9 protein-coding genes and 1 pseudogene are annotated in these 14,848 nt (G+C 54.5%); 3 read left to right on the plus strand and 7 right to left on the minus strand.

The genetic code is table 11. From position 1 onward, the window contains the following. The first annotated feature begins 10 nt into the window (after positions 1-10). The gene (locus LKE88_RS08785; protein ID WP_105326542.1) at positions 11-1,150 is read left to right on the plus strand and encodes an amidohydrolase family protein; all 1,140 of its coding nucleotides are present in this window, start codon (positions 11-13) and stop codon (positions 1,148-1,150) included. Positions 1,151-1,399: 249 nt separating this feature from the next. Further along, the gene (locus LKE88_RS08790; protein WP_105326543.1) at positions 1,400-2,287 is read left to right on the plus strand and encodes a DUF1932 domain-containing protein; all 888 of its coding nucleotides are present in this window, start codon (positions 1,400-1,402) and stop codon (positions 2,285-2,287) included. 80 nt (positions 2,288-2,367) lie between these two features. Here LKE88_RS08790 and rpoN read toward each other — a convergent pair whose 3' ends face one another. The 3 genes from rpoN to LKE88_RS08805 form a co-directional block, all read right to left on the minus strand. Continuing rightward, on the minus strand, positions 2,368-3,687 hold the full coding sequence (gene rpoN / locus LKE88_RS08795) for an RNA polymerase factor sigma-54 (protein WP_105326544.1): 1,320 nt from the start codon (positions 3,685-3,687) through the stop codon (positions 2,368-2,370). A 107-nt stretch (positions 3,688-3,794) separates the two neighbouring features. After that, positions 3,795-5,186, minus strand: a complete 1,392-nt coding sequence (locus tag LKE88_RS08800; protein WP_231086110.1) for an MATE family efflux transporter — start codon at positions 5,184-5,186, stop codon at positions 3,795-3,797. Positions 5,187-5,195: 9 nt separating this feature from the next. Further along, on the minus strand, positions 5,196-6,131 hold the full coding sequence (locus LKE88_RS08805; protein ID WP_105327405.1) for a tetratricopeptide repeat protein: 936 nt from the start codon (positions 6,129-6,131) through the stop codon (positions 5,196-5,198). A gap of 228 nt (positions 6,132-6,359) precedes the next feature. Here LKE88_RS08805 and LKE88_RS08810 point away from each other — a divergent pair, with 228 nt between their 5' ends. Next, entirely contained in the window at positions 6,360-7,544 is a 1,185-nt protein-coding gene (locus LKE88_RS08810) for an iron-containing alcohol dehydrogenase (protein WP_276803398.1), read from the plus strand. Positions 7,545-8,535: 991 nt separating this feature from the next. Here the strand turns inward: LKE88_RS08810 and LKE88_RS08815 are convergent. The 4 genes and pseudogenes from LKE88_RS08815 to LKE88_RS08830 all read right to left on the minus strand — a co-directional run bounded on the left by LKE88_RS08815 (position 8,536) and on the right by LKE88_RS08830 (position 14,812). Continuing rightward, positions 8,536-10,185: pseudogene (locus tag LKE88_RS08815) on the minus strand (BCCT family transporter). Positions 10,186-10,773: 588 nt separating this feature from the next. Next, the gene (locus LKE88_RS08820) at positions 10,774-12,408 is read right to left on the minus strand and encodes a BCCT family transporter (RefSeq protein WP_105326547.1); all 1,635 of its coding nucleotides are present in this window, start codon (positions 12,406-12,408) and stop codon (positions 10,774-10,776) included. A gap of 314 nt (positions 12,409-12,722) precedes the next feature. Further along, the gene (locus LKE88_RS08825) at positions 12,723-12,929 is read right to left on the minus strand and encodes a hypothetical protein (RefSeq protein WP_146109049.1); all 207 of its coding nucleotides are present in this window, start codon (positions 12,927-12,929) and stop codon (positions 12,723-12,725) included. Positions 12,930-13,054: 125 nt separating this feature from the next. After that, positions 13,055-14,812, minus strand: coding sequence for a sigma-54 interaction domain-containing protein (locus LKE88_RS08830; RefSeq protein WP_270441114.1), 1,758 nt, complete (start codon positions 14,810-14,812; stop codon positions 13,055-13,057). Between the last annotated feature and the right edge of the window lie 36 nt (positions 14,813-14,848).

Consider the following 14,848-nt stretch of genomic DNA (forward strand, 5'->3'; position numbering starts at 1 on the left):
AGATGCGCCTATGTTTGATGTAAGTATCAAAAACGCCCGGCTGCTGGATACGGAAACCGGGCGGGAAAGCCGGGGCACCGTTCTGGTGAACCGGGATAAAATTGTGGAAGTCCTGCCGGAAGAAGCCGCCGTACCGGCGGCCCGGAAGGTGCTGGACGCCCAGGGGAACTACGTGTTTCCGGGCTTTGTGGACTACCATGTACACCTGTTCCGCCACGGCAGCGGCTTTGGCCTGGACGCCAACCGGCTGGCAGAAGCCGGCGTCACCACGGCCTGCGACATGGGCACGGCGGGCTACGCCAACTACGCCGCCCTCCACGCCTGTGACCTAGTGGGCAAAAAGCTCCGGCTCCACAGCTACCTGAACATTTCTCCTGTAGGCCAGCCAGGCCGGGGCATCAACGAACCCCTGGACGACAAGGTCCTGGACCTGGGGAAAATGGAAGCCCTGCTGGATGCCTATCCTGGGGAAATCCGGGGCCTGAAGGTCCGGATCAGCCAAAACATCGTGGGGGACCTGAGGCTGCGGCCGCTCCAAAAAGCCGTAGAAATGGGCGAAGCCCTGGGGCTGCCCGTCTGCGTCCACACCACCAATCCTCCGGAAAGCATGGGGAAAGTGGCTAGCCTGCTGCGGCCTGGGGATATCTTCAGCCATGTGTACCATGGTTCCGGCCGGACCCTTCTAGGGGAAAACGGCCACGTGGAACCGGAAATCCTGGAAGCTCGGCAGCGGGGCGTCCTGTTTGACGTAGGCAACGGCCGGGTGAACTTCAATTTCCCGGCAGCAGAAGGCGCCTTTAAGGACGGCTTCTACCCGGACATCATCAGCAGCGACTCCACCATTACCACCTTCCATAAGGAACCAGCCATGTGGGACCTGCCCCGGTGCATGTCCAAACTGCTCAATATGGGCATGAGCCTTTCCCAGGTGCTCACCAGCGTCACCACCACCCCGGCCAAGGTCCTGGGGCTGGAGGATACCATCGGCAAGGTGGCCCCGGGCTACTGCGCTGACCTGGTGCTGTGCAAGCTCCAGGAAGGGCCTGTAACCTTCGCCGATTCTGCTGGCAACGAACGCACCGGCACCCAGCAGCTGCTCCCCTACACCACCCTCCGGGCAGGCCGGGTCATCTGGCAGCAGGAACAATAATTCCTTTCGTTAATTTCATTAGTTTCACTCCTTTGCATAGAAGAAAAAACTCCGGCAGTCCTATCCCCCCCGATAGGCCTGCTGGAGTTTTTTATGCAGGAAAGGGAAACCATTAATGACAAATTATTTTTGTTGCCAGTTCAATTTATAACTGTTTCCCTTTGTTCTTTATATACGGTAGAATAAAGTTAACGAAGATACTGAAAATTACGAATAACGACTTTATTCCATTTATAAGGAGGCAAAACGATGAACGTAGGATTTATTGGCTTTGGTGAAGCAGCGTACAACATTGCGTTAGGGCTGTATGGGGAAGGGCTCCACGGGATCAAGGCCCATGACGCTCTGCAGAATGACCCAATGATGGGCAAGTTGGTGCACAAGCGTGCAGAAGAAGCCCATGTAGAACTGGTGGACAGCTCCACGGCCATTGCCCAATGGGCGGACGTGATTTTTGCAGCGGTGCCTTCTTCCTTTACTCTGGGGGTTTGCGAAGAAATCAAAGGAGTTCTGAAACCTGGCCAGCATTATGTGGACGTATCCGCTTCCACCCCGGCCATCAAAAAGACCATCTGGGAAGAAATCAAAGCCACCGGCGTTCTCTTTACCGATGCCGCCATGCTGGGTTCCCTGCCTAAAAAGAAACACCAGGTGCCCATTACGGCCAGTGGCAACGGGGCTGCTGCCTTCAAGGAAACCATGGCCCCCTACCATATGGACATTACCCTGGCAGGGGAAGTGGCCGGTTCCGCTTCTGCCATCAAACTGGTGCGCTCCATCTTCATGAAGGGCATTGCCAGCCTGATGATTGAAATGCTGGAAGGGGCCCATGCCTACGGGGTAGCGGACGAAGTGGTGGCCTCCATTGGCAAGTCCATGGACGGCACTTCTTTCGAATCCCACCTGAACCGGCTGGTGACCGGCACCGGCGTCCATGCCAAACGGCGGGCCGCCGAACTGAAGGGCTCCATTGCCCTGCTGGAAGATGCGGGCATTGTTCCCCGGATGACGGAAGCTTCCAAGGCCGTGCACGAATCCCTGGTGGACTTCAACTTTGCGGAAATGTTCATCGACAAGGCTCCCACCCAATGGGAACAAATCATTGATCCCGTTCTGGAAAACCTGCAAAAGAAATAACTATCCCCTCCTGAAAAATAGAATAGAAATAGGCTGTGAGTCCTGCCAGCGCAGGGTTCACAGCCTGTTTTTATCCTGTCTTATTCCCATTTTTTCCGTGCAGACTTATCGCCAATTCCCATTTTTGTCCGGTACTTGTTCACCGTCCGCCGGGCGGCCTTGATGCCCTGCTCTTCCAGTTTTTGGCAGATGCCCTGATCGCTAAGGGGATGTTTCTTGTCTTCGGCGTCAATGATGGACCGAATCAGGTGCTCGAACTTCTCATCGGTGATGACCTGCTGGGTTTCCGTAGTCCCTGCATTCACCAAGAAGGAGTCCGCCGGAAAGGAGCCCCATTTGCAGGCAATGTACTTGTGGCTCAGAGCCCGGCTGATGGTGGAAATGCTCATGCCCGTTTCTTCTGCCAGGTCCGCCAGCTTCAGCGGCTGCCGGTGTCCTGGGCCTTCCCGGAAAAAGGGTTCCTGGTGGGTCACCAGGGCGTGGAACACCAGTACCAGGGTATGGTGCCGCTCGGCCAGGAGCTGCTGGAGCTGCCGGGCCTTGCCCAGCTGCTCTTTCAGGTAGTCCTTTACCTGGTTATTTGTAGTAGTTTTAGACAGCTGGACGTATTCCTGGTTCAGGGTGAACTTGCCGCCCCAATTGTCGTAAACCGTGAGTTTCAGGCCCTTCTCCGTAGCTTCCACAAAGGCGTCTTCCCGCTGGTACAGCACGGGACTGCCCGAGGCAAAGCCGGCGCCGGGCTTAGGGTTCAGCTTCAGAATCTGGTCCCGGGCGGCCAGGATTTTCTGCTTGGTGGTATGGAACTGGCTGGCCAGGGCCGGAATCTGATTGCCGGCCAGCTGCTCCAGGCCTTCCTTGACAATGCGTTTGGCCAGGCAGGTATCCCCATCCTGCTGGCAAAGCTGGAGCAAAAGACATTCCTGGAAATTCTGGGCCCCCACCCCGGCAGGCTCCAGGCTTTGGATTTTTTCCAGGGCCTGCCACACCTGGTCTTCGGTAACCCCGAAGGCCTTGGCCGTATCCAGGGAATTTTCCGTCCAATAGCCCCGGGCATCCAGGGTTCCGGCAATGTACCGGGTCAGCCGCCGCTGGGTTTCGTCCAGCTTTTGGCAGCCCAATTGGACTTCCAAATATTGCTGCAGGGTATAGTCCTGCTTTTTGGCGTTTTCCACCGGGTCGGGCATATCCTCATTCTCGTCCGTGTCCCCCTGATAGGCAGGACGGTAGGACCGGGCTTCTTCCTCGGTCCAGGGAAAGTCCAGCACCGGATTGGCTTCTACAGCCTGGGCAACAAAATTGGTCAAATCCATACTGCTCAGCTGCAAGAGATGCATCTGCTGCACCAGGTGGACATTCAGCTGCTGTTTTAAGGTATGCTGCAACGTTATCTTGCCGTTCACCGCGCTCCCCCCTCTGAAAGTTCTTCGGATGGCGGCTCCCCACCGCCAAAACGGGCAAAACAGGAATCTGCCTGAGCGGCAGACTCCGCAAACAATGCATACTAGGTTCAGCCGTTTTCTGCGGCTAATTTCTTTACTTGGTTGTTATGCCGGGAGGCATAATGACGGTACACATAGACCCAGTAGAACGACAGGGCTATGAGAATCAGGACCCAGGAAATGGGATAGGACAGGTACACCATTTCTACAGGGACTGCCGGGGCCTTGATATACCAAATCCATACCAGCCGAAACAGGCAGGTGCCCAGCAGGTTGATGAGCATGGGGCCCATGGTGATGCCAAAGCCCCGGATGCTGCCCACCAATACGTCGGCACAGCCAAAGATGACGTACAGGGCGCCCACCCAGTGGAGGCGCACGGTGCCGGCGGCAATGACCTGGGGATTGCCGTTAAACAGTTCCATCAGCTGGGGGCTCCACAACAGCATGCAGAGGCCCTCAAACAGCCCCAGGAAGAAGGCCAGAGTCAGGCAGGTGGCTGCCACTTTCTTCACCCGGGCCCATTTTCCCGCCCCCAGGTTCTGGCTGATAAAGGTCATGGACGCCTGGTGGAAGGAATTGATGGCAATGTACAGGAAATTTTCGATATTGGCGGCGGCGCTGTTGGCAGCCACGATGATGCTGCCGTAGGCGTTGATGGCGCCCTGAATGGCTACGTTGGACAGGCTGAACAGGCAGGCCTGGATGCCGGCGGGAATGCCGATCCGGCAGATTTCATACAGGCTTTGCCGGTGTACAAAGAAGCATTTCCAGTGGTAACGCCAGGCACCCTTTTCCCGGGACAGGCAGCGCAGCACCAAAAAGGCGCTGAGCAGCTGGCTGATTACGGTGGCCACCCCTACCCCGGCCACGTCCCAGCCCAGCCCGATAACGAAGTACAGGTTCAGCACCACGTTGGTCAGACCGCTGATCAGGAGGAAAATAAGGGGCCGGCGGGTATCCCCAATGGCCCGCAGCACTGCGGTACCATAATTATACAGCATCACAAAGACGGAACCCAGGAAATAAATCCGCAGGTACAGCACCGTCTTGGCAAAAATATCCGCCGGGGTGGATACCAGCCGGAGGATCCAGGGGGTCAGAACAAAGCCCAGGGCCCCCAGCACCACGCCGCCTACGGCGCCTACGGTAATGGCCGTGTGCAGGGTCAGGAAAATATCCTTCTGCCGGTTGCCGGCCCCTACAAAGTTGGCAATGAGCACGTTGATGCCCACGCCCAGACCGATGAGCAGGTTGGTAAACAGATAAATGATGGACGAGGTGCTCCCTACGGCGGCCAGGCTGTCGTACCCGGCAAACTGCCCTACCACCACCACATCTGCTGCGTTAAACAGCATCTGCAATAGATTGGTTACCATTAACGGCAGACTAAAGCGCAGGATTTTCCCTACCAAGGGTCCCTGGGTCATATCCATGGTCTGTTTGGACAACTTACTCACTCCTTTTATTCAGCTGGTTTTGGCAATCATGCGGCTAAGCTGGCGCAGCTCATCCTGGACGGCCCGAACCCGTTCATTTTGCGACCCATATAGTTTAGCACAAATTGTCTCCGCTTCCCAAAGAGCTTGGTAAGCTTTTTGTAAATTTCCCATGCCCCGCAGGGCCCAGGCCTGATGCTGGCGATTCACTGCGTATTCATGGTTCTTGCCGTAGAACCGGGCAATGTACTCGGCGGCCTGTTCGTAGACCTGGGCCGCCCGTTCATACTGGTGGGTTTCGTACAAAAGCCCCCCTAAGCCGTTCAGGGCCTCTGCATAGTGGGAAATCTCCTCCCCGCTGTGGGCCTGGAATTCGGCCAGGGCCTTGTCAATGCAAGCCTGGGTCTTTTCCGGCTGGCCGGCCTTCCGGTACAGCAAGGCCAGGTTGTGGTACCCGGGCCCCAGTTCCTCCACCCGACCGGACAGTCGCAGATACTGGAGGCATTTTTCCAGGTATTCAGCCGCCTGCTCCCATTCCCCCAGTTCCTGCTCCGTCTGGGAAAGATTCCCGTAAATGCTGGCGCAGGCTGAGGTATTGGTCTGCCGCTGGGCCTGGTAAATGGCTAAGGCATCCTGGAACAGCCGGATGGCATACTTTTTATTCCCGGCCAGGCGATGGGTCCCTGCCAGGTTGTTCAGAAGCGCTGCATACTCCGGACCGTTTTTGCCAAAGCGGCTGCCGATGCACTGTCCCACCTGCGCAAAAACTTCAATGGATTTGTCGTATTGTCCCAGGCTGCGATAGAACAAACCCAGCTCATGGGAAACCTCCAGCCATACCCCCTGATTCTCCTGCTCCCTAGCCTTTTGCTGCCAGTCCAGGAGAAAGGCTTCCCACTCCTTGGGGGAACTTTGCCGGATGGCGCGGGTTCTCTGCTGGTAATATTCTTTCATTAGGTTGTCCATAACTCGCCGCCCCTTTCTGTCTTCCTTATTGTAGCTTTTTTGCGTTTTTTGCACTTTGCTTTCTTCCTCCGTTCCTGTGCCTATTCTCATCTTTTTGGCCGTTCAGAAAGCGAGAATCGGCAAAAAAACAGCGAGGACTTGCACATACTTACAGGGGGTATCCCGCTATAATAAAGGCATAGTCAACAAGCCACGGAAATTGTGGAAAAAAACAGGAGGGTATTACAGATGGATAACTTTACTTTTTACAGCCCCACGTATTTTGTATTCGGCAAGGGCACCGAAAATGAAACCGGCGAATATGTAAAGAAGTACAATGGCCATAAGGTTTTGATCCATTACGGCGGCGGCAGCGCAGTGCGTTCCGGCCTGCTGGATCGGGTAAAAAAGTCTTTGGACGCTCAGGGGATCGGACATGTTGAACTGGGCGGCGTAAAGGCCAGCCCCCACACCGACCTGATTTACAAAGGCATTGAACTGGCCAAAAAAGAAGGCGTAGACTTCATCTTGGCTGTAGGCGGCGGCTCCGTTATGGACTCTGCCAAAGGCATTGCCCTGGGTGTTGTATATGACGGCGACTTCTGGGATTTCTACTGCGGCAAGAAGGGCCCGGTTACGGAAGCTCTGCCGGTTGGCTGCGTAGTAACCATCGCTGCTTCCGGTTCTGAAGGCTCTACGGACTCCGTAGTAACCATGGATACCGAAGACGGCCCCCATTACAAACGCTGCGCTGACGGCGACATCCTGCGTCCGCTGTTTGCCATTATGAACCCTGAACTGATGATGACCCTGCCTCCGTACCAAACGGCCAGCGGCATCTCCGATATTATGGCCCACTGCATGGAACGGTACTTCTCCCACACCAAAGAGAATGAACTCACCGACCGTCTGCTGGAAGCTGTTATGCTGACCATGATCAAAGAAGCCCGCCGGGTTATGAAAGATCCCATGAACTACGATGCCCGTGCCAACATTATGTGGGCTGCCATGGTTGCCCAGAACAACTCCACCGGTGTAGGCCGCGCCCAAGACTGGGGCACCCACCATATGGACAACGAAATCGGCATCCTCTACGGAGCTTCCCACGGCGCCGGCCTGGCCCTGCTGTTCCCCTACTGGATGCAATATGCCATGAAGACCCAGGGACCCACCCTGTTTGCCAAATATGCAACCCGGGTATGGGGCTGCCAGATGGACTTCGAACATCCTGAAATCACCGCTATGGAAGGCATCAAAGCATTCCAAGACTTCGTGAAGGAAATGGGCATGCCTACCCATATCAGCGAACTGGGCGGCAAGGAAGAAGACATTCCTAAGATGGTGGAAAGCATGTTCCACGGTGCTCCCAACCACGGCAACTTCGTGAAACTGACTCCGGAAATTGCCGCTGAAATCTACAAGATGGCAATGTAACGTAACGTATCACTCCTAGCAGAAACTTCATAGAAACCCTTCTAAGCAAATTGACCCGATGGGAAAGCCCCCTCTTTCCCCATCGGGCCTTTTTGCGTCCGTAGGTGCAGATATTTACGAACTATGTTGCTTTTTCAATACCCGTTCTACACATGACTCGTATAGGCCTAAGACCGGCCCCTTCAAGCGTGAAGGGGCTGTCATCCTATAGGGATGACTGAGGAAGTTTTGTAAGGTGAATTGTCAAATGCTGATGCATCTAAGTTGAATTTTTGGGAGCCCCACATGGTTGTTAGGGTTCATACCATTCGGTTCGGCTTTGATAAAACTTCTATCGTCACCTTCGGCGCCACTTCCTTCACGCTTGAAGGAAGCGTTCCTATCCACTACTGGTCATGTGATAAAAAGAGAGATTGCAATCATCCACGTACTATGATTTCTTTTCCTATACCCGTTTTGCACATGACTCGTATAGGCCTAAGACCGGCCCGGCAAAGCGTTGCGCTCACATCCAAGAGTCCGGCAAATTTGCAAAGGGACTCTTGGTTTATGTGAGCCATGTGATAGCCGTCCGTGAGCCGAACCCGCAGGGTGAAGGGGAACGGAGCACGGCGAACCACTAAGGAGCAGTCATCTCGCAGAGATGACTGAGGAAGTTTTAATGAAGAACTGCGGTTTTGATTAGACTTCTATCGTCGCCTGAATCCTGGAAAACTTCTTCCGTCAGCCTCTCGGCTGCCACCCCCTTCACGCTTGAAGGGGGCTATAAAGGAAAATGCGACACTTCCTGAGCGGTTCTCTGCTAGCCAGAGTGGTTCGCGGCTTGCTGCTCAGCGTCACCCTCCAGGTTCGCTTTGCTTGGACTGTACCCCTTATTAAGGAGTCCACAGTGATAGGGTAACCAAATAAGGGAGTTGCGTCCCGATGCACGCAAAAAGGTCCTCCCCGCCAAGCGGGAAGGACCTTTCTTTTCGTTTTACAAGGCTGCGGCTCAGGCTTTTTCCGCATCGGCTTTCTGGTAAATAACCACATCCAGGCCTTTTACGTCCACCTGTACCCGGCCGTCGGGAGCTTCCACCTGGTCGGCTTCCGGCTGGGTCGCCATCCGGTGGCTCTTGGAGGCCAGCAGTGGGGTTTCCAGTCTAAAGATGATCAGGCACAGCCACAGGGTGGGCAGGGTCATGAGCAGACCGCCAATATTCAGCAGGCCCTTTACGGCGTTCATGCCGCCGGAGACCACCAGCAGGTAGGCTACGGCAGAAATGGCCGTACCCAGGATGATTTTCATAGCCTTGGGGGGTTCGGAGTCGATTTCCTGGCCGTGCACACACAGGGTAGCCAGGGCAGCGGTGTTGGGGTCAGCCAGGGTAATGAAGGACAGGCACACGGTAATCAGGAAGACCAGCTGCACAGCTTTGCCGCCGGGCATGGTGCCCAGTACCTGGTACAGGGTGGTCTGCATGCCTTCCTGCTGGATCATGGCCCACACATCCATGGTGCCGCTGGTTTGTACGTACATGCTCTGGCCAGCGAAGATGGCGATGAACAGACAGCAGAACAGGGACGGAACCAGAATTTCCACCAGGAGGAATTCCCGGACGGTACGGCCCTTGCCCAGCCGGGCCAGGAACATGCCGATAACCGGTGCATAGATGAAGAAGGAGTTCCAGAAGGTGATGGGCCATTCGTTAGGCCATTGGTCCTGGGGAACCAGGGTGTTGTTGATCATGATCTTGCCCCAGAAGTTGTCCATAATCTGGCCCATGGCTTCGGTGCCGATCTTGCCGATGAATTCAGAGTTGCCGGTGACCACCACGTAGATCATCAGGCCGAAGAAGCAGAACATGCAGGCAGAAGATACGTAGGTCAGACCCTTGTTGATGCCGGTCAGGCAGGAAATGATGAAGAAAGCAGCTACCAGTACGGTAATCACAAAGTACATCAGGGGTCCCTGGGTAATGCCAAAGACGGCGTTCATGCCGCCGGAAATCTGCATCAGGCCGGCTGCCATGGAGTTGGATACGCCGCAGGCTACTGCATAGCCGCACAGGATGTGCAGCAGGGTGGTAATGTGCCGATGCTCCTTACCAGCGGTTTCCTTTACCATGGGTCCCATGGACAGGGATTTCTGGTAGTTGAAGCACAGCAGGGCAAAGGCGGTAGCAGGCAGGGAATAGATGAAGTACTGGACGAAGGACCAGTGGAACATGGCCTGGCTGACGGCGAAGATGGCCGCATCCCGGCTGCCCAGGGCAGCATGGATGGCCAGGGGCGGGGTCATAAAGTGGAACATGGGTTCGCCCATGGCTCAGTACAGCAGGCCGCAGCCGATACCGCCGCAGATGGAGATGGACCACCACTGCCAGGTGGTGAAATCCGGTTTGGCATCAATGCCGCCAATCTTGATGTCCCCCCATTTGAAGATGATCAGTACCAGACCCAAGATAACCGTCAGCACGGACAGGAAGTTGATCCACCAGCCAAAGGTGTCCCCAATCCAATACAGCATGGTGGACATGGCAGTACCAAATTGCTTGGTGAAGAATACCCCAAGTATGATTTCTGCGGTCAGGAGAAGTCCTATGACCACCAGGACTTCTTTGTAGATTTTGCCTTTCAGGTTTGCTTCCGGCATTTTCATTTCCTCCTTATTGTATTATTCCGATTTTTTAGGCTGGGTTGGCGCCAGTCCATTACGATTTTCTATATGGCAAAAACCGTGCCTATTTGCCAAAGGCGCTGTAGGCACGGTTCACTTTCCCGAGGGGCTACAGAAAAACTCCAGTACCGGTCAAGGTCCAGAGGCAACTGTTTTATTTTGGATTACGCAAAGTGCAAAAAAATCCAAAAGATTTCTTTTGCACTTTCAGGACGATTTTGCACGCCTAACTTTAAGCATATTTTTGCTCCCCCTGCAAAGATTTTTGTCATTTCTGAATCTTCTCGTTATTTTTCAGAGCTAGAGTACAGCCCAGGTTCAGGCTGCCCACCCGTTTTTCCCAGAATTTTTTTGCACCAGAAAGCTGCCCCAGGGCCGCAAATTATTTTTCTTTCAGGTTAAATACATTTTTTCAGCTGCCCTATATTTTGCTGCCAAAGCTGCCGGTTTCCCGTCGCCATTCAGGCAAAAAAATCCCTGGTCTCCAGGAGGTCCTGAAAACCAGGGTATAGACAAACGCGGCAGCCGGAATGAACCGCGTATGTCACTGGGTAATAGGCTGAGCCGGTTTTACCAACCCATTTTGTTCAGCCACTTGTTGGTGCTGCGGGGTGCCATGGGTTCCCCGTTATCCGGATCGTTGACGCATTCGTCTTCGTAGACGTAGGAACCGTCCAGATTCCGGGGGCGTTTGGCCATGTAGCGGATAAAGCCCAGGGTCAGCCAGCCGCAGATGAAGGCCAGGGGGATACCGCAGAAGGATTTGATGGTCTTAACCCCATCAATGCCGCCCAACACAATGAAGACAGCGGCAATCACGGCGAAGGTAATGCCCCAGAACAGCTTCAGTGCAACAGGAGCTTCTTCGTTTACGGTGGTTTCCTTCATGGTCATACTGGCCAGGGTAATGGTCATGGATTCGCACTGGGTAACCACGGAAATGGTGATGATGATCAGCATGAAAATCTTGGAAACCAGGGGAATGGGCAGTACGTCAAAACTGGTCAGGGTCATGGCTTCTGCCCCATTGGCCAGGTATTGTTCATAGAAATTGACACCGTCCCACAGCTGGGAGTGGAGGATGTTGCCGCCAAATACGGCGAACCACACAATCCCGAACATGGCAGGAGCCACCCATTCAATGGCGATAAATTCCCGGATGGTACGGCCGTAGGCCACTTTTACCATGAACAGGCCTAGCAGCGGTGCATAGGCCATCCAGTCAGCCCACCAGTACATATCCCAATTCTGGGGCCACATGCCGGAATCCGCATAGGGCATGGTGTTCAGGCTCATAGCAATGAAGTTGGATACGTATTCGCCCAGGGATTCGGCAAACAGGTTGCAAATGTAGGCGGTGGGACCAAAGAACAGTACAAACAGCAGCAGGATAAAGAAGAACTGCACATTCTTGTTGGACAGCCAGGTGATGCCTTTTTGCAGACCGCTTAGCGCAGAGGCGTTGTAGAACAGGAACATGAAGAAAATAATCGCTACGTATACCGGCAGGGAAGGCGGATAACCGGCAAAGGCTTTTACAGCAGCGGACAGCTGCATAGCACCGTACCCCAGGCCGCCGGCTACAGCACCGGTCAGGGCGAAGGTGGACAGAGCATCAAACCAGTCGGCTTTCCGGCTGCCAATGACTTCCGGTCCAAAAATAGGGATCAGCAGGGAGCTGGTACGGAAAGGGGCTTTCTTGTTGAGAATTACGTAGGAAAGAATTACGCCGGTCACCACGCAGGTGGCATAGGGAGTAAAACCCCATTGGAGGAAGCAGCGGGCCATGCTCCACAGCACGGCTTGGTTGCTGCCAGGAATCAGGCCCAGGGACTTGGGCGGTTCCATGGCCAGCATCAAAGGTTCAGCCGAGCCCCAGAACACCACGCCGGCGCCAATGCCGGTGCACAGGGAAATCCCGAACCATTGCATATAGGTGAACTTGGGTTTGGCATTGGGACCGCCCAGCCGGATGGAACCAATGGGGGTCAGCATGCAGACCACGCAGAAAATGACCATGAAAAAGCACAGCAGACTCAGGAACCAGCCAAAGTCCCACATGGCATTATGCATGACCAGGTTGTTCAGCACGTTGTAGAAACCCTTGGCATCCACCACGATGGCTATCAGCATCAGGGCGAACAGCACCACTGTCACAGACATGACGATGGGGCGCAGCTCGTACTTCTTTCTCTCTTTACTCATCTCAAAAACCCCTTTCCTTACGATCTAAGATAATAACAGGAAACCTGTTTCCTCCGGTGCTGCCCCTGCACGTTCTTCCATACCCTGGGCGGCTCCGGCGCGGCAAATTCCTCCTTTCTGTTCAGTCCGTTTTTCCTCTAATGCAAATATTCCGATTTTTCAGGACCAGTGACAACCAGTCCTCCTACGCTTTACTATCTTGCAAGAAACGTGCCTGTTTGAAAAAAGTTTGTAACTCATTAGAAAAACTAATGGATATACTGGTTCAAAACCGCCGTTTCAAGCCATTTTTCCAGTTTCTGTACTTTTTATTTTTACACTAAGTGCAAATAAAAAAATGAGGTTTTTGCACCTGCTGATTTTCTTTTTGCGTGCCAAATTATAGGCATTATATTTGCATAGCTGCAAATAATTTTGCTATATTTCAAGATTTTTTCCTGTCGTTTTTCTCCAGGTTTTACGCCATTTTTTATAGCAAAAGCAATTCCTATGCAAATTTTTGCGTTATTTTGCAGGGTCAATACGTCTGCTTTTTAGGCGCAAATTATTTTTCCTTTTTTTACCCTGCAAAAAGCGTTTCACAGGCAGCTGCACCCTTCACAAAAAAGCGGGGCAGGTTTCCCTGTCCCGCGGGCATGGTATGCAGTTAGCCTAAAAATTCGTTCAAATCAATGCTGTCCCGTTTGATCCGGTACTGGAGATTCTGCCGGCTCATACCCAGCTGCCGGGCAGCCGCCGAAATATTGCCGTGCTGGGCCCGGAGGGCCTGGCAGACGGCAGCCCGCTCCACTTCCCGGAGGGTCCGCTTCCGGGTCTGCCGGGTGGGTTTGGCCGGCTCCAGCCCCGGTGCAAAACTGGGGGCCACAGGATAGAAGCCCTCTGCTTCCTCTTTTTGCAGCTGGCTGATGTTTTCCGGGATGTACTCCAGGGTAATCAGGTTCCGGTCATCGGGAAGCACGTTCATGGCATACTCGATGGCGTGCTGCAGCTCCCGGACATTGCCGGGCCAATTGTAGCCCTGGAACAGCTCCAGCACCTGATTATCTATAGTGCGGACGCTTTTGTTCAGCTTCTGGTTGTAGTGCATAATAAAATGCTTGGCCAAAAGGGGAATATCCTCCAGCCGTTCCCTTAGGGGCGGGATTCTCAGGTCCACCACCCCCAGCCGATAGAACAGGTCCCGGCGAAGCTTGTGTTCCTGGAGGGCCTGCTGGGGCGTGATGTTCATATTGGACAGTACCCGGACATTCACCGGCCGCTCCGTCATGCCCCCTACCCGGCGCACCGTACCTTCCTGAAGCACCCGCAGCAGCTTGGGCTGCAGGTTCAGGTTCATGGAGTTGATTTCGTCCAAGAGCAAGGTTCCTCCGTCCGCCTGCTCAAACAGTCCCGGCCGCTGCTCGGCGCCGGTATAGGCACCCTTTTCCGTGCCAAAGAGGATCCCTTCCAGCAGGTTCTCCGGTATGGCCGCGCAGTTGATGGCCAAAAAAGGCCCATTGCTGCGCTTGCTGGCGTTGTGTATGCTCTGGGCAATCAGTTCCTTGCCGGTGCCCGTTTCCCCGTAGATCAGCACCGAGGAGGAGGACTGGGCCACGTGACGGCAGCGGTGAATCAGGGCTGCCATGGCATCACTGGCAAAGACAATATCATCAAAATGGTACTTGGCTTTCAGTACGTTCTTGTGGGAATGCCGGCCCCCGTCCTTGGTCAGGTGCAGCAGCTTTTCCTGGAGGTCGATGACCTTCTTGTGGAGCTGGTCCACGGCGCTCCAGTCCTGCATGACACTGCAGCCCCCCAGGATCTGGCCGTTTTGCACAATGGGGTAGCAGCTGGCCATAATGTCCACGCTTTTTCCCCGAAAGGTGGTGTAATGCTGCCGGAAGTCCCGAACGGCTTCCCGATGCTCAATAACCCAGGGCACCCGCAGACCGTCGCCGTCCTGGCTTTGGTACACCTTGTCCAGCTTTTCCCCCACCACTCCGTAATTGGTGAGCCCGTCCATGCGCACCGCCGCATCGTTCAGGAAATAGATTCGGGACTCCTTGTCGCAGACAATCACGGACTCATTGATCTGGTTCAGGGTACTGAGCAGCATATCGTGGCAGGCTTCGTAGTCCGCTTTTTGAAACACCACCAGGCGGCAGCCCTCCGGCAGCCCCTCCACCTCGGGAGCCGGACAGGGCATTACGTATTCTCCAAAAGCAGGATTGCTGTACACCCGCTCCGTCCCGGATTGGAGCAGGGGCATACAGTAGGCAGGCAGGGGCGCGCCCTTTAGTTTTCCTTCCCCGTGGAGCAGCTGGTCCCCTCTGGCATTGATGTCCAGTACCCTGCCGTCCGGGTTCAGGACCAATGCGCCCAGATTGCACTGGGACAATAAGGTAAGTGCTTCTGTGCTTTTCATGGAAAATTCCTCCGATACATATGGCTGTCTGATAAT

Source organism: Acidaminococcus hominis, assembly GCF_022484025.1.
Classification (GTDB): Bacteria; Bacillota; Negativicutes; order Acidaminococcales; family Acidaminococcaceae; genus Acidaminococcus; species Acidaminococcus hominis.

Coding starts and splice junctions, on each gene's coding strand:
- LKE88_RS08790 (WP_105326543.1), top strand. CDS start 1,400: ATGAACGTAGGATTTATTGGCTTTGGTGAAGCAGCGTACAACATTGCG.
- LKE88_RS08830 (WP_270441114.1), bottom strand. CDS start 14,812: ATGAAAAGCACAGAAGCACTTACCTTATTGTCCCAGTGCAATCTGGGC.
- LKE88_RS08785 (WP_105326542.1), top strand. CDS start 11: ATGTTTGATGTAAGTATCAAAAACGCCCGGCTGCTGGATACGGAAACC.
- LKE88_RS08820 (WP_105326547.1), bottom strand. CDS start 12,408: ATGAGTAAAGAGAGAAAGAAGTACGAGCTGCGCCCCATCGTCATGTCT.
- LKE88_RS08805 (WP_105327405.1), bottom strand. CDS start 6,131: ATGGACAACCTAATGAAAGAATATTACCAGCAGAGAACCCGCGCCATC.
- LKE88_RS08810 (WP_276803398.1), top strand. CDS start 6,360: ATGGATAACTTTACTTTTTACAGCCCCACGTATTTTGTATTCGGCAAG.